General features: G+C 35.7%; 19 protein-coding genes and 2 pseudogenes. 4 read left to right on the forward strand and 17 right to left on the reverse strand.

From position 1 onward, the window contains the following. Positions 1-5: 5 nt before the first annotated feature. A complete protein-coding gene (locus AC3IRX_RS01515; protein WP_489210744.1) occupies positions 6-509 on the reverse strand; it encodes a hypothetical protein in 504 nt (167 codons plus the stop codon). A 582-nt stretch (positions 510-1,091) separates the two neighbouring features. Here AC3IRX_RS01515 and AC3IRX_RS01520 point away from each other — a divergent pair. Continuing rightward, positions 1,092-1,366, forward strand: a pseudogene (locus AC3IRX_RS01520) (transposase domain-containing protein); the annotation flags it as partial. A gap of 190 nt (positions 1,367-1,556) precedes the next feature. Further along, positions 1,557-1,682 carry a hypothetical protein gene (locus AC3IRX_RS01525; RefSeq protein ID WP_489210745.1) on the forward strand — a complete coding sequence of 42 codons (126 nt, stop codon included), beginning with the start codon at positions 1,557-1,559 and terminating at the stop codon, positions 1,680-1,682. 35 nt (positions 1,683-1,717) lie between these two features. On the opposite strand, the gene AC3IRX_RS01530 is transcribed toward AC3IRX_RS01525, so the two are convergent. Beyond that, positions 1,718-4,876, reverse strand: coding sequence for an SIR2 family protein (locus AC3IRX_RS01530; RefSeq protein ID WP_489210746.1), 3,159 nt, complete (start codon positions 4,874-4,876; stop codon positions 1,718-1,720). A gap of 287 nt (positions 4,877-5,163) precedes the next feature. Between AC3IRX_RS01530 and AC3IRX_RS01535 the strand changes: the two are divergent. Next, a pseudogene (locus tag AC3IRX_RS01535) lies at positions 5,164-5,364 on the forward strand (DUF4134 family protein); the annotation flags it as partial. 13 nt (positions 5,365-5,377) lie between these two features. Here the strand turns inward: AC3IRX_RS01535 and AC3IRX_RS01540 are convergent. The 14 genes from AC3IRX_RS01540 to dnaX all read right to left on the reverse strand — a co-directional run bounded on the left by AC3IRX_RS01540 (position 5,378) and on the right by dnaX (position 23,268). Further along, positions 5,378-7,639: a hypothetical protein gene (locus AC3IRX_RS01540; RefSeq protein WP_489210747.1), complete on the reverse strand. Its 2,262-nt coding sequence runs from the start codon at positions 7,637-7,639 to the stop codon at positions 5,378-5,380. Next, positions 7,639-8,817, reverse strand: a complete 1,179-nt coding sequence (locus AC3IRX_RS01545; protein WP_489210748.1) for a hypothetical protein — start codon at positions 8,815-8,817, stop codon at positions 7,639-7,641. The genes AC3IRX_RS01540 and AC3IRX_RS01545 overlap by 1 nt, the downstream gene beginning before the upstream one ends. Positions 8,818-8,851: 34 nt before the next feature. Beyond that, positions 8,852-11,851, reverse strand: a complete 3,000-nt coding sequence (locus AC3IRX_RS01550; RefSeq protein WP_489210749.1) for a type I restriction endonuclease subunit R — start codon at positions 11,849-11,851, stop codon at positions 8,852-8,854. Further along, positions 11,851-12,204 (reverse strand): hypothetical protein, encoded by a 354-nt coding sequence (locus AC3IRX_RS01555; RefSeq protein ID WP_489210750.1) that lies wholly within the window; start codon positions 12,202-12,204, stop codon positions 11,851-11,853. Before AC3IRX_RS01555 ends, AC3IRX_RS01550 begins: the two co-directional genes overlap by 1 nt. Positions 12,205-12,206: 2 nt before the next feature. Continuing rightward, complete coding sequence (locus tag AC3IRX_RS01560; RefSeq protein ID WP_489210751.1) at positions 12,207-13,568, reverse strand: restriction endonuclease subunit S; 1,362 nt, start codon at positions 13,566-13,568, stop codon at positions 12,207-12,209. Continuing rightward, positions 13,565-15,373, reverse strand: coding sequence for a type I restriction-modification system subunit M (locus AC3IRX_RS01565; protein WP_489210752.1), 1,809 nt, complete (start codon positions 15,371-15,373; stop codon positions 13,565-13,567). The genes AC3IRX_RS01560 and AC3IRX_RS01565 overlap by 4 nt, the downstream gene beginning before the upstream one ends. 253 nt (positions 15,374-15,626) lie before the next feature. Then, positions 15,627-16,349 (reverse strand): hypothetical protein, encoded by a 723-nt coding sequence (locus AC3IRX_RS01570; RefSeq protein WP_489210753.1) that lies wholly within the window; start codon positions 16,347-16,349, stop codon positions 15,627-15,629. A 51-nt stretch (positions 16,350-16,400) separates the two neighbouring features. Further along, positions 16,401-16,799, reverse strand: coding sequence for a hypothetical protein (locus AC3IRX_RS01575; RefSeq protein ID WP_489210754.1), 399 nt, complete (start codon positions 16,797-16,799; stop codon positions 16,401-16,403). Positions 16,800-17,085: 286 nt separating this feature from the next. Continuing rightward, positions 17,086-18,474 (reverse strand): tRNA uridine-5-carboxymethylaminomethyl(34) synthesis GTPase MnmE, encoded by a 1,389-nt coding sequence (gene mnmE, locus AC3IRX_RS01580; RefSeq protein WP_489210755.1) that lies wholly within the window; start codon positions 18,472-18,474, stop codon positions 17,086-17,088. Between the two features lie 287 nt (positions 18,475-18,761). After that, positions 18,762-19,178 carry a nucleoside-diphosphate kinase gene (locus tag AC3IRX_RS01585; RefSeq protein WP_489210756.1) on the reverse strand — a complete coding sequence of 139 codons (417 nt, stop codon included), beginning with the start codon at positions 19,176-19,178 and terminating at the stop codon, positions 18,762-18,764. A gap of 190 nt (positions 19,179-19,368) precedes the next feature. Beyond that, positions 19,369-20,292 carry a ribosome small subunit-dependent GTPase A gene (rsgA, locus tag AC3IRX_RS01590; RefSeq protein WP_489210757.1) on the reverse strand — a complete coding sequence of 308 codons (924 nt, stop codon included), beginning with the start codon at positions 20,290-20,292 and terminating at the stop codon, positions 19,369-19,371. Positions 20,293-20,302: 10 nt separating this feature from the next. Then, positions 20,303-21,385 (reverse strand): chorismate mutase, encoded by a 1,083-nt coding sequence (locus tag AC3IRX_RS01595; protein ID WP_489210758.1) that lies wholly within the window; start codon positions 21,383-21,385, stop codon positions 20,303-20,305. A 90-nt stretch (positions 21,386-21,475) separates the two neighbouring features. Continuing rightward, positions 21,476-22,063: a hypothetical protein gene (locus tag AC3IRX_RS01600; RefSeq protein ID WP_489210759.1), complete on the reverse strand. Its 588-nt coding sequence runs from the start codon at positions 22,061-22,063 to the stop codon at positions 21,476-21,478. Positions 22,064-22,185: 122 nt separating this feature from the next. Beyond that, positions 22,186-23,268, reverse strand: coding sequence for a DNA polymerase III subunit gamma/tau (gene dnaX, locus AC3IRX_RS01605; RefSeq protein ID WP_489210760.1), 1,083 nt, complete (start codon positions 23,266-23,268; stop codon positions 22,186-22,188). A 353-nt stretch (positions 23,269-23,621) separates the two neighbouring features. Between dnaX and AC3IRX_RS01610 the strand changes: the two genes are divergently transcribed. Then, positions 23,622-23,918: a hypothetical protein gene (locus tag AC3IRX_RS01610; RefSeq protein ID WP_489210761.1), complete on the forward strand. Its 297-nt coding sequence runs from the start codon at positions 23,622-23,624 to the stop codon at positions 23,916-23,918. A gap of 181 nt (positions 23,919-24,099) precedes the next feature. Here the strand turns inward: AC3IRX_RS01610 and AC3IRX_RS01615 are convergent, their stop codons facing one another. Continuing rightward, complete coding sequence (locus AC3IRX_RS01615; RefSeq protein ID WP_489210762.1) at positions 24,100-26,832, reverse strand: sodium-translocating pyrophosphatase; 2,733 nt, start codon at positions 26,830-26,832, stop codon at positions 24,100-24,102. Positions 26,833-26,923: the final 91 nt, after the last annotated feature.

Below are 26,923 nucleotides of genomic sequence, written 5' to 3' on the forward strand. Positions count from 1 at the left end.
TCATCCTACTTTCTGTATCTGTCGTAATCTGAATCATCGAAAACTCGACCTTTATATTTCAAGATTAGACTGTCGATTTCGTATATTTTACGTTGATATTCAATAATATAGTCTGATTCCTTATCAAGCTTTAAAAATGCCATTGTTTGCACAGAAAGTAGAGTATTATAGCTTAACACATCACTTAAGGTTCTTAAATAATGTCCCTGCTCAGCCTTTAATTTTTCTTCTGCTTCCCTGTTTCTTCTTTCATTAATAATTCCAATTCCTGTTTCATCACCATGGATGATATGGCTTCCCATTCTATAGTTGAAAGTAAGTAGCATCATATAATCTCTCATGATGTTATTTTTAGTAGCGGATAGCTCTAAAACCATTTGACTAAATGACCATTTTTGTTCTAGTTTACTTCTTTCTTTTTTTGGCCATTTTAACATTAACCTTTTCTCCTCTTCTTCGGAAAGAACTAACGGTAAAAAGGCAACCTTCGAAAAATTATTATCTTCCAAAAGATCTAAATTTTATTTTGCTTGGGATGACATTTTAAGAGATTGAATCTCGGCTAAGCTATTCCAATACTCGTCTATTTTGATGTTGACATCAGGTTGTTCACCATTTAACATATAAAGGTATTTAACAAACGTCTCCTGCGAAGATCTTATAATAATTTCGCAATCCCATAAAAGACCATTAATACACAATATAATAACAGTCTCAAAACGTTCCATTATAAATTCTGCTAATGGGAAAACCATTTTTAATTGGTCAAAATTTTCTTTTGCGATAAATAAGAAATGGTAATTTATAGCATTTTAATTTCTAAATACGTCTCCGTTATCACTTTCTTATCCTGAATCCAGTCATCCATTTATTTTCTATCTATTATAATACCTCGACATCACTAGATTTCTTCGTTGAATTAGGCCGCCTATTTGTATCTGGCAATTGGCTTAGTTCTCGTAATTCCTTGGTGTGCTTTGTAATGATATTTTTCAATCCATTTCTTGATTCCTGCAAATAATTCGATACCTGATTTTGCAGGATTTAAAAAGATGTACTGACACTTAAATGTTATCCAAAACCGTTCAATTGGATTATCCGAAAGTTTGGATAATCCAATTGAAAATGCCCTACGCCCTATTGCACTAGGTAGAAAGAACTACCTTTTTGCAGATAATCATGAGGCAGCCCAAAGGGCTGCTATGATCTTCTCCTTATTTTCACCTGCAAAAAGAACGACGTAAACCCATATGAATGGCTCAAGTACACTCTTGAGAATATCATGGATGTCAATCAAAAGAATCTAGCTGATCTACTTCCTCAAAATTACAAACTCCTACTAGAGTCTGAAATATGTAGTTCGTAGGGCGGATACGGAACAAGTACGGAACATCCGGCAACGATAACGGTTTTGCCCAAGGGGTTACTTTTGAAGAACTAAACAACGAGGGGGTCTTGCTCAAAAAGGAAAAATTAGAGCCACCCAAAAGGAAACAGCTATTGATAAAGTTCAGCGATTACAGGGAACCGAATTATTTGCTTTGCTGGAAAGTTCTATGGACGATACCTCCCGAAAGATTGCAGAACTTTTGGACAGCACTCTTATGACTGAAAGCGATGCCAGTTCTTCCACCTTGCGGAATGATGATTTAATGGATTTTGATATTGAGGAGTTTGTGTGAACTCCTCAATATCATCAGATAAAAAATAAAATTAATTATATAAAAAGTCTGTAATCATAAGACTTACCTTCAAATCTTGATAGCAATTTTCCTATCCTGGCGATTTGATTCGAAGAATCAATTGTTGAAGGTAATTTAGAATATAAATCAAGTGAGTTCCAGTTCATTTTTGTTAGTCCTAAAATTTCTGTTGCTATGGTGTTTATACTTGATTCCCCATAATGTTTCACAATTTTAATTGGAGCAGGAATACTTCTACCTCCTAAATAAAATTTATAATTATTCTGTCTGACAGAAGGAACTATCCCATGTGTCCATAAAAGAGCGGTGTGTTTATTTGTGACAATACAAGTCCCTCTTGATATTGGAAATCTATCAACCTGTAGATTGTTTTGATAAACACTCATTGCTACAAATCGTGCATCTACTTCGTAGTTAATTTCTATAAGGTCAATTTTCTTTATTCCTGCTTTATTTAAGCTAGCTTTTATACCATTGATTTCATCTTCGGTAAATCGAGTTCTTTTATGAATAACTACACGTTCTGGTAATTTATCAAGTGATTGGTAGAACAATTCTCTAATTGAGACACCGAACTGAAACGCATCTTTAAAAGAAAGATAAGGATTCTTACGGTTATCCAAATAGTAGTTATCAATTTTTGAAAGCCTATACTTTAGTCCTTGGCCGTTTGAATCATAAATGTGACTACAACCGATTACTACTTCAGATCTATTTTGAATACGAGATATACTGTAACCAATTCCAGCGTAAGCAGTATTCTTTTCCTGACTATTTAAAATCCAAGGAGTTCTTAGAGATTTTACGTAAAAGGAAAGAGATAACCACCAATAAATCTGACATTTTAATTTATCTTCTAATGTATCTTCTCTTATCAATTGTGTTGCAATCCCTTTTGAAGCTGAAAACGCTTTTATGTAATCATGTAAATCAAAACTCTCGCCTTCATAGATATAACTTTCAAAGGGTTGCCATTCCTTAGGAATAAAAATTACAACAGTGCTTTGGCTTAGTGTATTAGCAATCTGTTCGATTTTAGAAGTAACTAATCTTGCTAGTTTTATAGCATTTTCGTGATATTGTAAATCATTATTTGCTTTAAAATCAACATCTATCCACTTATCGCTATTTTCATAAGTAGGTATATTAATTGGTAAATTAAATGCTGAGTTAAAACCGGGATAATCAATTAAGTAGTCAGGATTAATATTTTCAGTTGAGTGTTTGATCTGAATTTTTGAAATAAAATCATACAACCTTTCCGCGTATAAATTGCCACAAATAACAGAAAGGTTAACTTCATTAGTATAAATAACTCCATTAAGATTTACATCAAAGGGTCTGTTATTTACAAGCCCTCTCATCGGATGATAATCCTTAAACTCAACATCTGATGCTATATTCTTAAATATAAGCTGAGGTTCTAAAAATTGAACACCTCTAAACTGAGTTTGATTTCTATTATAATTATTCGGGGTGTACTTTCTGAAATTAGGGTCTAAAACATTAATTTCCCCATAAGCAGTATTTGATGATATTTGAAATTCAAATCCTGTCCCAGAGTTTTCTGGAAATTCAAATTTTATTTTCTGATTTGGAAATAATATTCTATTCCAAAAACTCAGTATTTCATCATATTTATCATTGAAAAGCTTTTCAAGCTTTCCTTTACTTAGTAACTGTTTCTGCTGTTTTGAAATTTCATCAATAGAAGATAGATATACTGTTGGTACAAATGCTAAATATGCAAACTGTCTATTCTTATCAAAATAAAATGAAAGTATTAAGGCTTTGTGAATGTTAATATTTCCATATTTACTGTCACTATTTTTAAGCCATATTTTATCTTTAAAATTTGTATCTATTTCATACTTACTAGCAAAATATTTAAGGATTGCGTTTAGCATTAAAGATCTAAATACAGAAACGTTCTCAATATCAAACTTTGAAATAGGCTCTCTTTTTATTTCAGACTTAAGATGAGTTTTGAAAGCTTTATCAATATCAGCTAGTGTGCCAATTGCAAATACTTTTCCTTTAAAAGGAACAGCGCAAATGTTTGTGTTTTTAGTTAATTCTTTTAAAAATGCCCAAGGCCTTTCATTTTTATAATCAATCTCAAATCGAAAGATTTCTTTTGGAAAAATAACTGGGTGTAAGTTGCTTTTAATGTATTTATCAGCCTTTGCAAAATTTAAACTAAACTCTGTTTTCGCATAATCCTCATCTGTTGAGCTTTCTAAAGCCTCTTGAATTTGTTTTCCTACAGTAGAATTTCCCTCAAATGCAGATTTAGATAAGTGTATTAAAGTTTTATCAAAACCATCTGTTGATATATAATAGGCTTCTCTCCCTGATTCTCTGATTTTTGTAATCAAATCGAAAACCTCCTGATTAATATTGTCTCCAAATCCACACCAATATAATCTACCAGACCCCTTCTTTACAAACGCTGTTAAAATTGTATCCATTAGCGATTTATCTCTTCCACTGTATCCGATAATAACTAAATTTTTGTCCGTATGATAAGTGGAAAAATGTTCTTTAAAAGTTTCATCCTGGTTATCTAATTCTTTTTCAGTGTTTTTTAATTTTGAGAATTTGTAATCTCCGTGCAAAGCAATAGTTAATAACTCTTTACTACTCTGATTTCTATATATCTTGTCTGAGTTGTCCAATGTTATTTCTATTGGTGTCAACTTGTTCTGATGGGCACAAAGGACAGTTAGCCCATCAAAATTAGTAGTCCAAACAGACTTTACAACATTATATTCCGCTAATAGGCAAAGCAATCTATATCCTATATACGGTTCTTTATTTTCAATAAGACTAAAAAAATATTTACGTCTGTCCTCGGGAATTGGATATGCTTTTTCAGCATAAAAAGAATATTCATCAATAGAATCAAGCGCTGGATATTGCCCTTGACTATCCAACCAATTTTGAATGCTTTTCCGGACAGATTCATTTTTGTGATTTTTATAAAATTCAGCAGAATTTATATTTTTTGATAAATAAATATCTTTTTTCCATTCCCAAATACAATCGTAAGCAGATTGTATTCCAGAACTAATTGAAGCTCCTGCACCTAATAAAAAAGAATGAGGTACGTCTATATTTCTTTTAAAAGACCTTAAAAAAGCATCGTATTCAAGTTGTATATTTTCTGTCATAATTTGTTAATCCAAGTTTTTTTTAAGAATCGGAAAGATGGTTAAGATAATAAAAATTAATTCTCAGTTAATGCAAAGCATACTTCAATTAAACATTGAAGTAGCCGGATGAATTAACTGAAAGCATAAACATGCTAATATAAGATTTTTTAAAATTCTGACTGCCACCCACCGCCAAACACTTCCTCTAACTACCACTTTCCAATATCACTTTCATTTCCATTAGATATTTGTCCCGAAAGCCTGCAAGGTGTGGGTTTAGGATGACAAATAAATGTATCTCAATTATGGAAAAACAAAGAAACAAAATGATGCTGACCGCTATGGTTATGCTTTCGGCAATGGGGGTGTTCGCACAAGGAAATGGTACAGCTGGTATTACCGAAGCTACCCAAATGGTAACAAGCTATTTCGATCCCGTAACTCAACTTATCTACGCAATCGGTGCGGTGGTTGGACTCATCGAGGGTGTTAAGGTATTGAGACGGCTACTGATGTTTTTTATAAACTCTTTTCGTAAACTTTTAAAATTATCCTACTCAATCTTTGAATATGTTCATTACCAATTTGATCAAGCTCATCTACTAATGGAGGATAATGTTCTTTAAACAGTCGCAATTTGCCAATACAGATTGCATATAAAAACTCAAGCAATGCTTCTCCTTGATACTCATCACGATGTTTTGCAAATGTCTTTAAAAGCATCAACATGTCCTCAGAATTCTTGCGACTAAATGAATAATTTAATTCCTCAGATTTTGCTGCTCTAAGAATTGCTGCCTGAATAACACCATCATTGAAACGATTAAATACAAATGGATCAAGCAAATTTTTTACAAAATTAGTCTGATATAGCCCATCTATTCTATTATTTCTCATACTGTTTAAAACACAAGAAATAGTGAAATAAACATCCGATTGAGTTACTTGTCCGAAATAATCATTACTGTTAAAGAAGGCTGAATTTTTCCGAATTTCTAACTCATTACCTAAAATATCAGGATAAAATATTTTTTGCGCCCCACCCTTAAGTTCCTTATTTGAAAAATTAGTAATAGTTTCTATTCTATTATGTATAAAATTTGATGGTTCATCCAACTCCTCTTGTATTTCTCGTAAATGATCTAACTCTACTTCCCATGGTGTTTGTGTATTAGAGTTATCACAATTAATAGTTTCTATTTCTACGAAAGAACTATTTTCGGCACCATACAATCCGTACTTAATATTACTTTTAAGCTCTTTATGCTTGTCAGAATCACTAATTCTATTGATCCCAACAAAATAGATTAGTCGAATATTATTGTAGTTTCTAAAATATCTACTTAAATAAAGTAAGTTTTTCCCATTTGTTATACAAGAAGCTACAATCAAAATGGATCCAAGCTCTTCTTCATTATTTTTTTTATCAGTTAGTTCCGATTGATTTATCAATTCAATAGAGTTTTTAGAACAGAGTTCTGTCTTTTCTAAAATATACTTTGCTAATAACTCTGATCCCTTATCGTTTAAATGAATTATATATTTTAACGATGCCGGTACATATTGATTAATAAATGCATCTATTTTATTCTTATGGCTTTCATATTGCTTATTTTCAATATTTTTAATAACATTCTCGTAATCAATGTACAAGTTGCATTTTTTTCTATTAATAGTGTCTTCACTAAAAGAAACTTTTAAGGAAGTGCCTGTTTCCTTGTTATACTTGAATACCTCCACAAAATCTTTTAAGGATTTAGATATGTATTTATTAGCAACTATATTTCTAGTATTTATAATAGGTTCATCCAAACTGAAGGAGTCACCAATTATCTTTATTGCAGTCGATTGATTTTCACAAAAAAGACATTTTTCGTCAGCTCTGAATTGTGTAAAAATTTCTATTCCATAATTAAATTTTTCATTTCGCGCTAAATTGCAAAGCACCCGCTCAAGTGAAAGATTTGAAGACTTTTCTATAGGAAGATAGTAAATAACGCAAACATTTTGTGAGTCTATTTCAGGATGATTCCCCTTTAAATAATGAATTAGTCCACCTGACGTTGATGCGGAAATTAAAAAAATTGAATCTTTATAGAATTTGGCGTTTTTACTATATATACCGTCGTAGGATTTAAAAGACTCAACATTAATATCTTCTCTGGCATCATATCTTTTCAGATATTGGCTGATTGAATAACCAATTACATTTATGGATAATGTATCACAATAAATATTACGAATCTGGGTGTTTTTAAATAAATGTATAAGATTTAATCCAATAAAATCAATTTCACTTTTTTGTACTAATACGTTTGCTGTCCTTAAAAATTTAGCTGAATGTTTTCCTGACGGAAAAACATAATGATGAGAAATACCATTACTCTCTACTAACCCTCCATTTGATATAAAAATGTTTGCTAAGCCTTGATTAATAATTTCCTTAAAGTTATCCTTCAAGAATTTATCTTTTTTTGAAAAGACAAATTCTGTTTTATTGTAGCCAACACAAAAAACACTCTCAACAAGTGATTTCTCTTCTGCTTTTGGAATACTTTTAAAAATCTTATCCAAATTATCCGTCAAGAGGGTGTCTATCGAAGCAACAGTAGAGCAATGAAGAAAAATTAGAGCGTTTGTTTGATGAAAATATCTAAAATGCTCTGTTAATTCATTTTTCAAAACTCCAAAATCAAAATCGATATTAGGATTAAAGATTATTGTAGCACTCTTATATTTCTTATCTTCTATATTTGAGTTATAAATGTAAAATTTCCCCATTATCGATTACTTTTGAATGGATATAGAATACTGATATATGAGCCTTGTAATTTAAGGATATTGTTCGTCTTAAAATCATCATTATACCAATCCTCAAGCTTTAGGTCTTTTAGTTTTTCTACGTCAATAGGTTGGTAATTATCTTTTATCAAATCTCTGTAAACGCAATACTTATCAGTTGAAATTTTCACAAATCCCTTTTTATTCAAGATGTTTAAAATACGGTCTAACCCTATACCTTTTTTTGACTTTAGGTTAGAAGTTGAAGATGTTTGGTTTTTTATTAGACATTTCTTGATAACTTCTAAATCTGTTAACTTTTCTCTATTGATAAATTTATCAATAAAACCTACACCTGAATCAAATACTAGTATTTCTAAATAATAAATTTGATTGCTTTCATTGATGCAATTTTCTAAAATGAACGGGTGTTGGAAAAAAGATTGAATAGGCGTTTCCTCGAACTCTTCTAATATCTTATTACTATTATTGATATGAAATCTAAAATAAACACCTCGTATGCTCGCTGGGATATCAATTAAATTTTGATCGGTTTTACCCCATTCATAAGTATTTTTTGTTAACTCGTAAACTATTGCACCAATATCCTCTATAAGGTTTTCAAGTTCAACTATGTTGTTTTTATTAAAGGTTAAGACATAATCATTGAAAATCTTTTTTACGCTGTATTTGATTTGATCTTCATCATCGTTAAATCCTTCTGGACTTTCGAGTAATCTGATTAAACCTTTGTTTTTTGAGAGATGATCCGTATTCGTCAGGATATATTTATTACCTTTTAATTTATCTAACGAATTCATTTTTATAAAAAACTCGTTTTGTTGTTCTCTTAACCTATCTTTAATATTAACATTGTTTTTATCAGTAAAATTTGTTGTATTCCACAATAATGCAATGATAGGATAAGCGTACTCTTGATCATAAAAGCTGTTTAAATTTTCACTATCTACATCTAGTACTAATGTTTGAATTTTTGATTTACTATTTAATGTGATAATAAACTTCAATAATTCGCCTAATACCCCAAAGGTATACTTGTTGAATGACCCTGGAATTTTAAGATTTATAACTCTCACGTCCTCATTGTTTATATATTTCCTATATAAATTCTCCAGTTTGCTGGGTGTGATGTTTTTAGGTATTGATATCTCTGTCATTGATTGCCAATTAAATGATACTTAACTTCACTTTCTATTTTTGCGCATTGATTCCTTTATTAATCAGTTCTTTCACAACTCCAAACATCATCGCAGAAAAATCTTCTTTGAATTCTTTTCTATCCGAATAAAGCTTGTATAAGTCGAAATTTGTCGTGATGTGCTTTAACAGCTCTTCACCAACAATTTTATCACTTGTTATCCGGGCATTCTGTTCGTCTGAGTATTTGATGGAGGTAATCAATTCTTGATTTTTAGCTACATCATTGGCAATATTTTCAGCCATTTGTCTTACTTTATCAGCATCTTCAAATTGCGTCCCATATCGGTCATTAAATGATTGTAAAATATTAGACAAGCGATCAATCTCTGGTTCAGAATTTCCGCCTCGCATATCCGTTGGAATGGGTTTTAAATCATCACCTTGCTCCTTAGCAATATTTATAGTAGCCTCTAACTGTAATCGGTAACTATCCATATCAATATTGTCTAAAATCCCTTGGGCTAAATCAATAGGCGTTTCTCCTCCTAATTTATTCTGTAAATGATTCAGAAAGATATATAAGCGTTCTAAATACGGATTCTCAAAAGGAACAATCTGGGATAGAAAAATATAAAGACGAACATACGTTTTTACTTTTGATCTAAAATCAGTTTGTTCTTCCTCTGCCAATATATTGCGAAAAATTTCTGTACTCGAATCCAAAATTGCATGAAGCTGATCTACTGGCACATTCGCCAATATACTTTCTGAAAACTCATAGATTTGATCCTGACTATAAACTTGGAAATTGTCTAATGCATCGCGTAGGTCAAAAAGCTTGTTAGGATTCGTAGCTTCACCTAAAATTGTACTTTCGAAATAGGGTGTAAATGCTTTTTCTATATCTTCAGATTTATTTGCAAAATCTAAAACGAATGTATCTTTCTTTAAAGGATGGCTTCGATTTAATCTTGATAGTGTCTGTACGGCATTTACGCCACCTAACTTTTTGTCCACATACATCGTATGAAGTAAAGGTTGGTCAAAACCTGTTTGGAATTTATTAGCCACCAGTAAAAATCGATATTCACTTTTTTCAAACTCATTTGGAATATTAGCACTTGAAAATCCGTTTAAACTACTTTCCGTTTCTCCGTCAATTTCTCCCGAAAAGGCAACAATCGCTTTATATGGGCTGTTGATTTTTAATAAATAATCATCAAACGCTTTTTTAAATTTAACAGCATTTGCTCTAGAGCTGGTAACAAGCATTGCTTTTGCAAATCCACCTACTTTTCTTTTTTTGATGACTTCATCAATAAAATGATCGACTATTAAAATTGTTTTTTTCTTTACAGCATGCTCGTGGCTTTCGACATAGTGTTTGAGCTTTTTCTGCGCCTTTTTCTTGTCGTATTCCGGATCATCCTCTATTCGTTTAAGAAGTGCATAATAACTTTGATAAGTAGTGTAGTTTTGTAATACATCCATAATAAAACCTTCTTCAATAGCTTGTTTCATTGAATATAGATGAAATGCTCTGAATTTCGTTTTATCTCCCTCTACATAGGAAACGCCAAATAATTCCAGTGTTTTGTTTTTTGGTGTAGCTGTAAATGCAAAATAACTGGCATTAGGCAACAATTTTCTAGACTTGATCAAATCGGCAATTAAGTCTTCTACTGTTATAGTTTCACCATCCTCTGTTTCTGGTGCCGTTTCAGTATCGTCTGTCTTAGCAATTGCCTGATTTAATTTTCTTGCCATTTGACCACTCAAGCTACTGTGTGCTTCGTCAATAATGATGGCAAAATTAACACCAGGCAAGTCACCAATTTCCTCTACAATATGAGGGAATTTTTGAATAGTGGTAATGATAATTTTTTTACCTTCTTCCAGTGCCTCTTTCAACTGCTTGCTGCCTTCTGTTATAGCTTCAACAACACCAGCTACTTGTTGAAACTGTTTTATATTATTTCGTATTTGGGCATCCAAAACCCGTCGGTCAGTGACAACAATAATCGTATCAAAAATATTATTTGTACCTGATTTATCGTGCAAACCAACCAATTGATTTGCCAGCCATGAAATGGAATTCGATTTTCCAGAACCAGCAGAATGCTGTATTAAATATTTTTGTCCTGCACCCAAGTTTTTGGCGTTGGCTAAAAGCATACGCACAGCATCTAATTGGTGGAAGCGAGGAAAAATTAACTTCTTCTCTTTCCGTGTTCGTGTTTTACCCTTATCGTCTAAATACTCTTTGTCTTCGGTGATCAGTTGACAATAATTTTGTATAATATCTGTAAGACTATTTTTGGTCAAAATCTCTTTCCACAAATAATCTGTTTTGATTGATCCATTCGGTGGATTACCCGCTCCATTGTTGTAACCTTTATTAAACGGCAGGAAGTATGTTTTTTCCTTTTTCAAATGGGTACACATCCACACTTCTTCTGTATCTACTGCAAAGTTGACCATCAACCTACCCAAGCGAAATAATTCTTCGTTAGGATCACGGTCTTCTTTGTATTGTTTAATGGCATGTTGAACGTTCTGTTTTGTAAGCTCGTTTTTCAATTCAAAAGAAATCACTGGAATTCCATTGATGAAAACCATCATATCCAAAGATTTCTTGTTGTTGTGCGAAAAATAAACTTGTCGCATCACCGAAAAGCAATTAGCCCTGTACAAACTTTCGGCTGTATTGTTATAGCCCGAAACGGGCCTGTCATAAAACAAATTCAATTTGGTAGCGGTAAAACCATCGGTGATACCTTTTCTAAGAACTTCTATAATTCCTTTGGCTTGAATTTGATCGTTTAAGCGTTTTATTATTTTTTGTTTATAAAGGTCTTTATGAAAAGTTTTAAGTTTGGCTACTGCTTTTGGTTGAGTCGCTTCTAAAAACTGAAATAGCAATTCGCTGTCTATGCAATTCACATTGTCATACACTTTATTTTTACGAAGCAGATAGTTATTCTGCTCAACTAAAAATTGAGCAATATGAGCTTCTAAGCCTTTTTCAGTGGTATCTGTTTGTTTACTCATTATTCAAATCTCTTATTTAGGCGTTCTAATTCATCTGTAACATCTGTTAACAACAAAATTCTATTTTGTCTTGGCAAGTTAGGATGTATCCAAAATCTAGATTTATCACTTAATTGCAGCGCTAACTCTTTATCTATTAATCGAGTTTTAGAAGCTGCTTCATTCCATAAATCCGATAAATGCTGATTAGCAACATATTCACCATTATCATTTCTTAGATAGTCGTATGTATAGTTCCAAGCCTTAGATATTGACGTAATTGCATCATTTATTCTTACTTTGTGTTTATCGCTGTATTGTAAAAGTCTATCAACTATTCCACTTAAAATTTTTATATCTACTAAAAAACTCATAATTAATCTTCTATTGTTACATAATCCTCTCCATCCTCAGCCACCATACTTAACTTTTCTTCCAATTCCTCATACGTTTCATCTTCTGAATAATCGGGTATTGCATAGCTTCTAACATCTATTTTACCTGTTACAGCTTCAGTAATCAATGCCGTACGGTATTCTTGTACCAAAGCAATTTCTTTTTCTATAGTTGAAATCGCTTTATTGATGATAGTAGTTTCTTTTTCGATGTAAGAAACGATGGCTGTTTGTTCGGAAAGCGGGGGACAACTTATTTTTAAACCTCCAATAAAATTCCAACTAGCTCTAGGCATTTTTGAACCGAATGTAGAATCATCTACTATTTTAATAAATTCTTGAGACAGCATTCTGTTCTTTAAAAACTCAGAATCCCAAACAACCTTATTAGGTGTTAATACTAGGATTTCATTAACACAACTTCCTTCAAAAAGTGGTGCAACTACTTTTGCTAAATAAGGTCGGAGTTTACCAAATAATACATCTCCTTTTTTAAAAATCGAACCAACTCCTTCAAAAGAGTTTTCGTTTAGTTTTAAAATCCTACCTGTTTTGCTTTCAATATTTTCTAATGCTATTTTAGTATTAACACTTTCTCCGTTATCAAAAGTCCTATGTTGATTCAAAAAAACAGAATACTTCAACTTCCTCACTTCCCAATGCTTCGGAATATTCCCCAACCATTCTACGCCGCTTGGTTTAGTATTTACATTAGGGTTTAAACCTTTAGTTACTGCATTATTGATTATACCTACCTTTTGTTCATTAAGCAGTTTTATCAATTGCTTTTTCTTGCGGATGAATCGGTCTATTTTGGCGATTTTGTAATCTAAAAATTGAGCTATTTTTTGTTGCTCAGGAAGGGAAGCTTTAGGTAATTCCATATTCTTCATCTCTGAATACCTTGTAGTCCATAAATCCGCAACAATTCCTCTTCCAAAACGGTAATACTCTTCCTTAAAAAAATAACTTTTCAATAAATATTCGGAAAAATATGGTTGAATACCCCTTGGCTTTAATGCAATATTAATAACTGAAACAGAACCATCTTCTTTTGCAAGACCACTAGATCCTTTTCTATCAGAACGACTATTTATTACAAAATCTCCTTTACAAACTTTTTTTCTATTATCTCCGTGAATTGTTTTTGCAGCATTGTCCAATTGTGGAACAATTCCATTTTTTGTTACGGATAAAGGCTTGAAATCTTTATCGCTTACTTTTTCTCTTCTTTCTTCAAAAAAAGTTCCAAGTTTAACAATCTCCCAATGCTCCGGAATATCACCCAACCAAGCAATGTCCGAAGGTTTGTATTTTTCGTATGGTTTTATTCCGTTCATCATTCAATAATTTCTTTTAACAAACCATCGGTTTCTTGTTCCAGCAATAAAATATCAGCAGCAATGTCTTGTAAGCTTCGCAAGCCTTCGTATTGATAAAAGAATTTATTAAACGCAATTTCATAGCCCACTTTCATTTTGGTTTTGTCGTACCAAGCATCGGGTGCAAAAGGCAATACTTGTTTTTTGAAATATTCGGCAATGCTATCTTTCATTGGCACATTTTCAATGTCTTTCAAGTCCTTATCGCTTTTTGGTTTGCCTTTACTATCAGTTACAATTTTACCATTTTCGCCTTTTTCGGGTTGATGCACCGTAATCTGGTAAAATCCAAAATCTTCGTTATCAAATATTTTGCTGTATTCGTTTTCTTCAAAATCAAAATACATTTTCTGTATTGCTTCGATATGTTCCGTGGTCAATTCGTTGCGTTTGCTACCCAAACTTTTGCGCATTTTTTGAAAAAACGCATTAGAAGAAGCGTTGATGAGTTGTACTTTTCCTTTTCGCTTTTCTTCTTTTACATTGCTAATAAACCATACGTAGGTAGCAATACCTGTATTATAAAAAATATCATTGGGCAATTGCACAATACATTCCAACAAATCATTCTCAATAATATATTGACGAATGCCACTTTCGCCACTTCCTGCATCACCTGTAAATAAAGCAGAACCATTGTGTACAGAAGCGATTCGGCTTCCACCATCCTTAGGGTCTTTCATTTTAGAAAGCATGTGTAACATAAACATCAATTGCCCGTCGTTGCTTCTACTGGTTAAACAAGTTACTTCTGGTTCACCCTTAAAGTTTTTAATAGGCAAGTTAAAGCGTTTGTCTACAATGCTTATTTTCTTGCCCGTACCTACATTTAGGTTTTCCTGGTCTTGTTTCCAAGTGGTACCATAGGGTGGATTGGTCAGCATGAAATTGAATCTCAAATCGGGGTCAAAACCATATTCACTCAATGTAGAACCAAACTTGATTTTGTCTGGGTCTTCATTTTTAAGCAACATATCCGATTTGCAAGTAGCATACATTTCGCCAGTGTTTTCCTGTCCGTATAAGTGAAACGTAGCATTTGATTTTATTTCACCTTCGGGATTGGTAGCGAATAACTTTGATTGCGTTAACATAGCACCCGAACCTGCACAAGGATCGTAAACCAAGAAAGTCCCTTTTTGAATTTTGTCTTTTACGGGCAAATACACCAAATGCGTCATTAGTTCAATGATTTCTCTTGGCGTAAAATGTCGTCCAGCAGCGGCGTTAGTTTTTTCATTGAATCGGCGTATCAAGTCCTCAAACATATAACCCATTGCCATAGGTGATATTTTCTCGGGTCTCAATTCCACTTTTGGGTTACAAAACTTTTCGATCAAAGCGAATGTAATACCTGTACTTTCAAAAGTTTCTAATTGATTCCTGAACTTAAATTTGCTGATGATGTCTTGAACATTCTCAGAAAAACCATTAAGATAATCTAAAAAGTTGGTATCAATATTTTTAGGGTCAGCTAACAATTTCTTCATCGTAAATTGTGAAGTATTGTAAAAGGCTAAACCCGTTCCGTGCTGTTCACTGGTAAGTAATCCAGACAAATTATGCATTTTATCTTTAAACTCATTGTGAGTTTTCAGTACTTTATCTTTTGTTGATTCAAGTGCTAAATCCAAACGTCTTAAAACGGTCATTGGAAGGATAACATCTTGATACTGATTTTCAAGAAATTTATTTATTAATACATCGTCAGCTACTGTCCAGATGAAGTTGATGATGGGTTGTAAGCTCTGCGTATCTAAACTCATTTTGTTTATGTTCTATTATTTTAGGCCAGTGCCGTTTATTTATTGTGGTTGTGGTTGGATTTTATAAAACAAATCCCTATTTGCCAAATTTAATGAATTAAAAGGTTTTAATGCCAATCAATTCCTACAAAGCAGACTTAAACAGCTTCTTTCTTTCTCTTCTTTTCTTTGGTTGGAGATTTGAAATGATTGGAAGTGTCTAGTCCTGAAATAGTGAAACACAAAAAAGAAAGGTTAATTCAAAATAATGTAATTATTTATCCACTTTAATTTCATCAATTAAGTTAATCTTGAAAAATTTTATCGTTTCATTATTAAGACGTGGGTTTTCCAAATCCCGCTTAATTCGTAACCAGTCTTTTAATGTAATGGAACATACCTTCCTTTTAAAAACTGGATTTTCTTCGTAGAACTTTAATATCTCAAGCGCATCTTTTTCAAGAATGTATGGCAAGAGATTTTCTTTTGGATCAAAATGATTGGATAAATATTTGAAACACTTCATCGATTTATTATTTACCGCTGCATATAGTGGTGAATAGTGTAATGAGCCGACTGGAACCAATTTATTTTCAACGAAATATTGTACAATTTCTATTTGATCATTACTAATTGCAGTAATAAAACCACTTGCAAAAAATTTCGGCGAATGGGATTGACGAATAATCTTGACAAAATTTTCAAAATCACCCCATTTGCAATACTCATAAAAGGGTATTATTTCACGAGTACGTTCATGGACTTCATAGACCCCATTATTAACAAGTATATTGAAATCATATTTTTTCAGGCTATTTAAATCAATAAAGGCCATAGAGTCAACCTGAGTACTGTAATCATTTAGGTAAGTAAAGATATATTCGACTGTAGCCGAATCCATACCAATAGTTTTTTCATAAATAAAACTTCTAGCTTCTTCCAAAGAATCGAACCAATTCTCGTATCTAATTGGTAAATCAAATTGAATATTATCCATATTCTTATATTGTGATGCAAAATTCAGTATTTCTGGTGCACTACAAGTGCACTAATAAATGCTTTTTATGGGTAGTACCATTCTTTCGTCAATATTAAAAGACCATTGTACTTGCCAGATTCGTCCATCAATTTGGTCAACAAGTATGAAATTAAACATGTTTTTCGTAGGATATAGAAAAAATCTTCCATTTTGCTCATCTTCAATTGAAATGAGACCGATAAGAGAAATAGGCGTTTCTAATTGATTGGTTTTTGTATCCCATTGCACTTGCCACATTTGACCATTTCTTGTATTCAATTTGATAAAATTGTACATATTTTGAGTCGAGAAAAGCCTATATACCACGTTATTATCTACAGATATATTTTGAAGTGGTGCTTGAAGAGTCGATTGGGCAAATGATGCTACGTTAAGAAGCAGAAATGTAAGAATAATTAATTTTTTCATGAGTATAGTGTCTCCTGTTATTTACTAAATATTTGGACTTACAATTCTAGTTTCAAACTATTTTAATTGTAGGTCATTTGTTCACTCAGCGAAAGTAGATTTTCCACATGCATGTGTAGAAATATCTTTTTATCTAAAGGTAAATTAAATCGCATACAATCAATCGCCTTTTTCTAATATCAACCTAGAAACTTCAGTGTCCTTTTCAATTCACTTAATTTTAATTGTATTGCTTTTCAATCATATATGAATCTATCGATTCTGAAATTTTGGAAATAATAGTGATTTACTTCCCGATACAAAACTTTGAGAAAATACTCCCTAGCACCTCATCATTAGTGAATTCTCCTGAAATCTCTCCTAGATACTCTAGAGCATACTTTAGCTCATAAGCAAGTAGTTCAGTGTGGAAACTTTGACTTACAGCTTTTTTAACTCGTAAGACAGAGTCTAGGGACTTATTGAGGGATTCAAAGTGACGCTGGTTTGTGATCACAACATTGTTTTCGTCTGATTTTAAAGACTCCACATAGGAAGAAAGTTCTGTTTTCAAAGTTTCTAACCCGACTTGATCTTTAGCAGAAATTGGAATTATTTTGCTAACTAGTTCTGGAATTAACGCCTCAGTTAACCTTGAATCAAATTCATGTTTCTCTTCTGAAGCGAGGTCAATTTTATTGTGCAGCAATAAAATCATTAAGTCTTGTCTGGCAAACGATTTAACAGACTGAATAATTTCCTCTGGCGTGTTATCAAATTCATCATAAAGATAAAGCAAGATACTGGCTGTTGATATTTTTTCTTTCGCTTTTTGAACTCCAATTTTTTCTATTGTATCGGTGGTTTCTCTTAGCCCCGCTGTATCAATAAACCGAAAGGCAGTTCCTTTAATATGAAAGACTTCTTCAATGGTATCTCTGGTAGTCCCTGCAATATCACTAACAATCGCTCTCTCCTCTTTTAAGAGTGCATTTAGAAGGGTTGATTTCCCAGCGTTAGGTTTTCCTACAATGGCTACGTCTACTCCATTTTTGATGGCATTCCCGTACTGGAAACTTTCTATAAGGGTGCGTAATTTATCTTCAATGCGATTAAGAAGTCCATTTAAAGCAGTACGATCTGCAAACTCTACATCCTCTTCAGCAAAGTCTAGTTCTAATTCGACAAGGGAGGTAAAGTTGAGTAAATCTCCACGAAGAAGGGAGATTTCATTTGAGACGCCTCCTTTTAATTGAGTAAGGGCTACTTTTCTGGAGGTTTCGTTCTCACTCGCGATTACATCTGCGATGGCTTCAGCCTGCGATAAATCAATACGTCCGTTCATAAAGGCGCGCATGGTAAACTCCCCTGCCTTAGCCATTCTACATCCGCTGCTAATCAAAACATCTAAAATTCGTTTGGCGATAAAGGGAGATCCGTGAAATGATATTTCCACAGAATCTTCTGTGGTAAATGTTTTAGGAGCTTTAAATACAGAGACCATTACTTCGTCAATTGATTCTGTATTTTCCATAATAAAGCCATAATGCACTGTATGGGAATCCACCTTTGTTAAATCCTTCCCCTCAAAGCATCGATTAACATTTTCGAAAGCCTGGGGTCCTGAGATTCTTATAATTCCTAAAGCGCCAATTCCATTGGCCGTGGCTAGTGCACAGATCGTATCTTGATTCATAAAACAAAAATACGAAATAAAGGTTGGATTTATAGCCATTCAACTATATCCCATTTTTAGCAGCAAGAAAGGGTAATTGTGTAGCCAGTGGCGCCACAATTGATAAATCGGAAAGATCGCCCTAGCCACTGGTTGCAGTTCGAGTTGTCATGCCTTCTCGTTGGGAAACCTTCACTGCGTCGTAATAAAATGCTAAACTTTAATTTTAATCGGTTTCATACACCCCAAAAAAAAAGAACCAGAAGTGAACTTCTGATTCTTTTCTATACTTTGAAATACAAGCTTCCTTAGAAAATCTCTCTTCCAGAAAAATGGAATTGTCCTTCGATTAAAGCATTCTCATCTGAATCCGAACCGTGAACGGCATTTTCTCCGATGCTTCTAGCGAACTCTTTTCTGATGGTTCCGTCTGCTGCTTCCGCTGGATTTGTAGCTCCGATTAAAGTTCTAAAGTCTTCTACTGCGTTGTCTTTTTCAAGAATAGCCGCAACGATAGGTCCTGAAGACATGAACTCTACCAATTCACCGTAGAAAGGTCTTTCTGCGTGAACTTCGTAGAACTTCTTAGCGTCCGCTACTGTAAGTTGGGTAAGTTTCATGGCTTTGATTTTAAATCCGGCGCCTGCGATTTTCCCAAGGATAGCTCCAATGTGTCCGTCGGCAACTGCGTCCGGCTTAATCATTGTAAAAGTGATGTTTGACATATATAGGTTTTTTGATGCTGCAAAAGTACGAAATTTGACGAAATACAATCTTAAGAAAATTTAACTTTTATTTCTACTCTTTCGAACCATTTTTGGCACAGATATTGAATCATACTAATCGTGATTCTCATGTTTAATTTGAGTTTTCATGGTTATTAGTTTTTACCCAGCTTCGGCTGGGTTTTTTTGTTTAATAACCCTCTTCATCAGCCTCCTCCATCAGCTTTAAATACGTGATGTATCGAGACTCCTCAATCTCTCCCTCTTCAATGGCTTCGAGCACTTTGCATTTGGGTTCATTGAGGTGTAGGCAGTTATGGAATTTGCACTGTCTTCCCGTTTTGAATATCTCAGGGAAATAATGTTGAAGTTCTTCTTTCTCCACGTTTATCATTCCAAACTCTCTGACTCCTGGCGTATCGATTACCTGTCCTCCAAAAGACCAAAAATGCATTTGGGCAAACGTGGTGGTATGCTTCCCTTTTAAGTGCACCAACGATATTTCTGAAGTTTTTATATTCAGATCGGGCTGCATTGCATTGACAAGAGTGGATTTTCCGCTGCCGCTATGGCCAAAAAAGACAGACGTTTTGTCTTTTAGCTCCTCCATTAAGTCCTCTAAGTTCAATTTGGAGTAGGAAGAAATGCTTAACGTTTTGTATCCGATCTTCTGATACATAAAACTAATCTCTTCTGTAATTTCTTTTTCCTGCTCAGAGAGCACGTCCATTTTATTGAATAAAATCAGAGGCTCGATGGAATAGGCTTCACAGCAAGCAAGAAAACGATCTAAAAATCCAAGAGAAGTCTCAGGATGTTTTACCGTGAATAGAAAACAAGCAATATCAATATTGGAGGCAATAATATGGGCCTCTTTCGATAGGTTTACGGATTTACGAATAAGGTAGTTCTTTCGAGGCTCAATGTGCGTAATCCAGGCAATGTCATCGACTTCCAATTGAAACTCGACTCGATCCCCTACGGCGAGGGGATTGGTAAGTCGAGATTTAATCAGCTTGAATTTTCCACGAATTCTAGCCTCGTAGATAATACCGGTTTCTTTGTCCAAAACTTGGTACCAACTGCCTGTGGATTTTATTATGAGTCCTTTCAAAAGTGGTCGTTTACGGTTTTGTGGTCATCACACTATTTTGCACTTCCACGGATTCTTCGTGAATGGCTTTAAATAGCTTTTCAATAAATTCTTTACTCATTCCGGTTTCCTGAGCTTTTTGTCCTGCGTAATCGGTAATTACTTTCCAACGTTCCGGTTGGAAGACAGCCAAATTGTTTTCTTTTTTGACCGTACCAATTTTCTCTGAAATTTTCATTCTCTGAGAAAGAAGTTCAATCAATTGAAAATCTATATCTGATATAAGAGTTCTGTGAGAACCTAATTCATCCTCATACCCAGAAATCCCTGCTTTTCTTAATTCAAGTCCGGAGATTAGCTCAGCTAAGACTTCTGGCGTGATTTGCTGCGCAGCATCACTCCAGGCTTCGTCTGGAGACGGGTGCGTTTCAATCATTGCTCCTGCGTACCCTACGTTCAGTGCTTCTTGGGCAATGGAAGAAAGTCCAGTACGGTTTCCACAAATATGGGAAGGGTCCACGATCAATGGAATGTTTGGGAATTGATTTTTGAAATCAAGAGCAATCTGCCAGTTCGGCACATTGCGGTATTTTGTTTTCTGGTAAGTAGAAAAGCCTCTGTGAATAGCGCCTAAGTTTTCAATGCCTTGTCCTAAAAGTCTTTCCATTGCTCCTATCCAAAGGGCGAGGTCCGGGTTAACTGGATTTTTAACGAGTACTGGCTTTTTTGTATCCTTTAAAGCTTCTGCAATTTCCTGCACCGTAAAAGGATTAACAGTAGATCTTGCTCCAATCCAAAGGATGTCTACATCCGCTTCTAATGCGGCACGAACGTGACCCGCATTCGCTACTTCCGTAGCGGTTTTAAATCCAAACTCTTCTTTTACTTTTTTAAGCCAGTTCAGTCCAATCACACCGACTCCCTCAAATCCATTTGGTTTGGTTCTTGGTTTCCAGATTCCGGCTCTAAAGACAGGAACTTGGTTCGTTGCTTTTTTGATTCTTTCGGCTGCTTCTAGCATTTGAGATTCGCTCTCCGCGCTACAAGGCCCTGCAATAATAAGTGGTGAATTAAACTCTGAGATCCACTCGTTTTTTAAATTTTGTAACTCCATAATCGTCCTTTCCTCATGGGGGATCTCCCCTTTTTATTTGTAAATAGTTTGAATGTTTGCTTGATTCTTTTGAGATTTGAAACCTCAAATTTAAGAAAGATCGAATTTAAAATAGGCATCCATTTCTTTTAATACTGGATTTTCCGTGGCCATCTTTTCAAAAAGCGTCCGTTTAGTCACGATTTCTTTCTTTAGTTTCTTATCTCGTTGATACTCCACCTTTATTTTATGGTGATGCACTTGCTTTTTGAAAGGCCCAAAAAAGTCGCCTTGAATGCGCTCAAATTCAGCTCTTGCCGTTTGCGATGCATGGTGCACGATGATCGTATCCTCCCCCGTTTTCACCAAACGAAATCCTGCAATCGCATTGTATATAAGATTGTCTTTCTTCTTAAGTTGAAGTAAGAATGCAGTCCAGTGGGTGTCCACGTCACTTTGAGAAAAATGATTGGTTGGGAGCTCCTCTTCTATCACGAGCGCTTCGCTCTGCTTTACTTCCTGCTTAGGATCTAGCGCTTCTTCAATGCTAAATCGAGAAGCTAATTTCTTGCCTTGCAATAAAGGTTTGGGGGTTGCAGGCATTTTGACTGCAGGTTCAGAAGTCTTAACGCTTGTTTCAGGAATTTCGGTGCTCGCCTCAGGCTTCTTCTCTATAGTCTGAGTTGAGATAGGCTCCACAGCAGAGGCCTTTTCAGGCACCTGTACGTTAGGCGTCTCTAGAGACTGCTTCTTCTCGGTGTTGTCTTTTTGTGAATCTGAATTCTGAGTCTCCCCTTCTTTAAAGAGAAGCGGGGGAAGAATTAGGAATTTTTTTTTTTAAGAGCCTCGGCACCTTGCAAAGAGCAAAGCTGCATGAGGGCTATTTCCACGGTGAGTCGTGGGTTCTTGGAGTTCTTATAATTGAGATCGGCATGGTTGCAGATTTCAATACCATCTATAAGCTCAGAAGCGCTCCAATCTTTGCTTTGTTTCGCATATTTTGCCTTGGTGGCCTCTCCTAGTTCAATCAAATTTAAAGTACTCTCAGACTGCGACATCATAAGATCCCGGAAATGACTTCCCAGACCTGCAATGAAAATATGCGGATCAAATCCTTTTTTCACAATCTGATCAAAGCGTCCTAGTACCCCTGGGATGTCTCCGCTATGGGCGAGTTCGGCTATTTTCAAATATTGATCGTAGTCTAATATGTTTAGAATTTCAGCGGCTTTCTCGAGGGTAATGTTTCCTTGAGAAAACGTCGTTAGTCTATCAAAAATAGAAAGGGCATCTCTTAAGGCGCCGTCTGCTTTTTGAGCGATTAAATAAAGTGCGTCTTCTTCGTAAGAAACGTTTTCTTTCGCTGCAATGCCTTTTAAATGCAATTGAATGTCTTCAATCGTGATTCTCTTGAAATCGTAAATCTGGCATCGGGATAAGATCGTAGGGATGATCTTATGTTTTTCTGTGGTAGCTAAAATGAAAATGGCGTGCGCAGGCGGTTCTTCAAGCGTTTTCAAAAACGCATTGAACGCTGCTTGCGAAAGCATATGCACCTCATCAATAATATACACTTTGTACTTCCCTACTTGGGGAGCGTAGCGTACCTGATCTGTGAGTTCTCGAATACCGTCTACTGAGTTATTAGAAGCAGCGTCCAATTCATGAATGTTGTAGGCAAATCCGTCTTGGGAGACCGAGCCGTCCTTTTCATTGATTTTTCGCGCTAGGATTCTTGCGCACGTGGTCTTACCAACTCCTCTAGGTCCGCAGAAAAGCAGTGCCTGAGGCATTTGATTGGTCTCCACGGCGTGCTCCAAAGTATCGGTCACGTGCGACTGTCCGACTACAGTATCAAACTCTAGTGGACGGTATTTACGGGCGGATACGATGAAATTTTCCATTCTTCAAAAATAGAGAATTTTCTATCAATAAAACAAACTTTGTCAAAGTTATTCCGAACTTTCTACAGGGTGAATTCTTCCCTAGAGTCTCCTCTCTTTTTGGGTAGAAGGCTCTACTTGAATTTATTGAAACTGAAGTACGTTTTTTATGAATCGTTCTGTCTTTAGCAATAAGCTTTTTCCCGATTCACTCTTTTGTTGGTCGGAGAATCTTAAAGAATCTTTGAGTTTTTTTAAGACTCTTTGGTATTCCAAAGTTCCTTTTTTTGCTGTCTGAAGGTTCCTTCTTTTCTATTTGAAGGATCCTTTTTTTTCTATTTGTTAGAAATAGAGTATTTTTAAGAAAAAAAGATATGGAGCTACTCACCTTAAAAACATACAATACAGAAAGCGAAGCCTGGCTTGTGGCTTCTTTCCTTGAATTTCATCAGGTCCCTTGCTTTATCAACAATAATTTCATCTCCACCGTTTATCCCGTCTTCAACAATACCATTGGCGGTACGGAGCTTAAAATTAGAAGCGAGGATTTAGAAAGGGCGCTTCTTCTCCTAGAGGATTATGAGAAAAATAAAGATGGTGAAGACGATGAAGATGTAGAAGAAGAATATCGAGAAGGACAAAACGAAGAAAACGAAAAACAAAACGATTAAGACGTTCATGAAGGCTTAAATGAATCGCAGGCTTACTGCTATTCAACTTACTCACTTTTGGAATCGTTTCTTTTGCTATAGAGTCATTCAATCAATTAATAGAGCATTCCCCTACAATAGAAAAGCCGTCCCAAGTTTAAGGGACGGCTTTCCAATTGTTTATTCGTTTGAATGCTTTTCGTTAGAGTTCCAAGACTCTTACATCAATACGGCGGTTTAACGCTCTACATTCGTCTGTATCGTTTTCAGGACACATTGGATGCAAGGATCCGTATCCTTCTGCTTCTAAGTTTGCAGCCGGAATTCCAAGTTCTAATAACTTTAGTTTTACGTTCTGCGCACGAAGTTCCGATAGGTTTTTGTTATTGGTTTCGTTCCCGGTATTGTCCGTGTACCCTCCAATTTTAACGACCATAGAAGGATTTGCCTTCATGATGCTTGCTAAAGCCGTAAGGTTATCCTGCGCTCCTGGTAAAAGATCACTGCTTCCTGAAGCAAAATGCAAGTTCTCTACAGTGAACCATTCGTTCTCGTTTAATAGAGTTTTGTCTTTCTTAGCATGACGCTGGTACAGGTAGTTCATTTGACTATGCGTTCCTAGAAGAACTCTTTCTCCGTTTGAAAGTGTAATTTCTTTCATCTCTCCGAGATCATAGACAAATTCTCCTTCTGCGTTTAGCTCTCCTAAACTCTGAGGAGCCTCCGCTTCCGCGGCTCCAAATGCGAGATCTGAAGGTAAAACCGCTCCGCTCGCAAGCGTGAGACGATTTAAACTTTCCATTCTTTCTTTTTCAATTTTCTCTTGGTGAACCGAAGAAAGTGTAGGAGCAATTACTAAAGAAACAATACTCATAAGTTTAATAAGGATGTTCATAGAAGGTCCCGAGGTATCTTTGAAAGGATCCCCTACAGTATCTCCTGTTACAGAGGCTTTGTGAGGTTCGGATCCTTTGTAATGCATTTCTCCGTTGATGTCTACTCCAGATTCAAAGGATTTTTTAGCGTTGTCCCAAGCACCCCCTGCGTTGTTTTGGAACATTCCCATAAGAACTCCACTTACTGTGGCTCCTGCTAAGAATCCTCCTAATACTTCAGGGCCAAAAATAAACCCAACCAAGATTGGCGAAATAAGCGCCACCGCTCCAGGTAAAAGCATTTTACGAATAGAAGCGTCCGTAGAAATCGCAACGCATTTTTCATATTCAGGTTCTGCGGTTCCTTCTAAAATTCCAGGAATTTCACGGAACTGTCTTCTTACTTCTTCTACCATAGCCATGGCCGCTTGCCCTACCGCAGTAATGGCAAGAGAAGAGAAAATAAACGGAATCATCGCTCCAATTAAGAGTCCTGCAAGGACGTCTGCTTTGTAGATGTTAATTCCATCAATTCCTGCAATTCCGACAAAGGCAGCAAAGAGGGCAAGCGCGGTTAAAGCAGCCGATGCAATCGCAAATCCTTTTCCGCTTGCAGCCGTGGTGTTTCCGACCGCATCTAATATGTCGGTTCTTTGTCTCACTTCTTTTGGAAGTTCACTCATTTCTGCAATTCCTCCTGCGTTGTCTGCAATCGGTCCAAAGGCATCAATTGCAAGTTGCATGGCCGTAGTGGCCATCATCCCTGCGGCTGCAATGGCAACTCCATAGAGTCCTGCGCATAGGTAAGAGCCCCAGATTCCTCCGGCTAACACTAAGATAGGAAGTAGCGTAGATTCCATTCCGATGGCGAGACCTCCAATAATGTTGGTGGCGTGTCCTGTCGAAGATTGTTTCACAATGCTTTTGACAGGTCTTTTGCCCATGGCGGTGTAGTACTCTGTAATGATACTCATTAGAGTCCCTACGATTAACCCTACCATTACAGCTCCAAAGACACCCATTTTGGTAAAGACAAAGCCTCTAAGCTCCATTGTGTCCGGAAGAAGGTATTGGGTTAAGAAATAAGTCACTATGGCGGTTAAAACGATACTTCCCCAGTTTCCAAAATTAAGTGCATTTTGAACTTTGCTCGTCGTTTCTTCTCCGTCGTCATTGATTTTCACAAACAGCGTTCCCACGATGGAGAACACGATTCCGATGCCTGCGATCATCATTGGAAGTAAGATCGGAGCAAATCCTCCAAAATTGTCATTCGAAATAGTTTCTCTACCAAGAACCATGGTGGCGAGCACAGTAGCTACGTAAGACCCGAATAAATCCGCACCCATACCGGCTACGTCTCCAACGTTGTCTCCAACGTTATCCGCAATGGTGGCTGGGTTTCTAGGGTCATCCTCTGGAATCCCTGCTTCTACTTTCCCCACAAGGTCAGCACCTACGTCGGCTGCCTTGGTATAGATTCCACCTCCTACTCTTGCGAACAGGGCAATGGATTCCGCTCCAAGTGAGAATCCCATCAGGATCTCTAGGGTGCGCTCCATCTCGACTGAGTCGGTCGCAGCTCCAGGAGCAAAAATTTGTTTGATAATTAAATAAAGGGCGCCTAGTCCTAAAACAGCAAGTCCTGCCACTCCCATTCCCATCACTGAGCCTCCCGCGAAGGAAACCTTAAGGGCTTTGGAAAGGGACGTTTTTGCAGCCTCGGCCGTTCGAACATTGGCTTTGGTCGCGATTTTCATTCCGATGAATCCAGCAGCGGCACTAAAAATAGCCCCTGCCACAAAGGAAAGTCCAATGCTCCAATGCGATTTTTCGTCGCTAAGACCCATAAGGGCCAAAAGAACGGCAACAATGATCACAAAATACCCCATAACACGGTATTCTGCCTTTAAAAAGGCCATGGCCCCATCGGCAATGTGGCCACTGATTAGACGCATCCTCTCATTACCGGCGTCTTGCTTACTCACCCATCGACTCTGCAAGAAGGTATACACCAGCGCAACGAGTCCTAATAAGGGAACTAAAATGAATAAATCCATAGATAAATATTTTGTTAATAAGAGTTAAATATAGGAAAAATCTCAGCCGCTGTATCACTCCCATCCTAAATACTTACAAAAAAAGCAGAAT

This window comes from Epilithonimonas sp. KH_059, assembly GCF_057838485.1.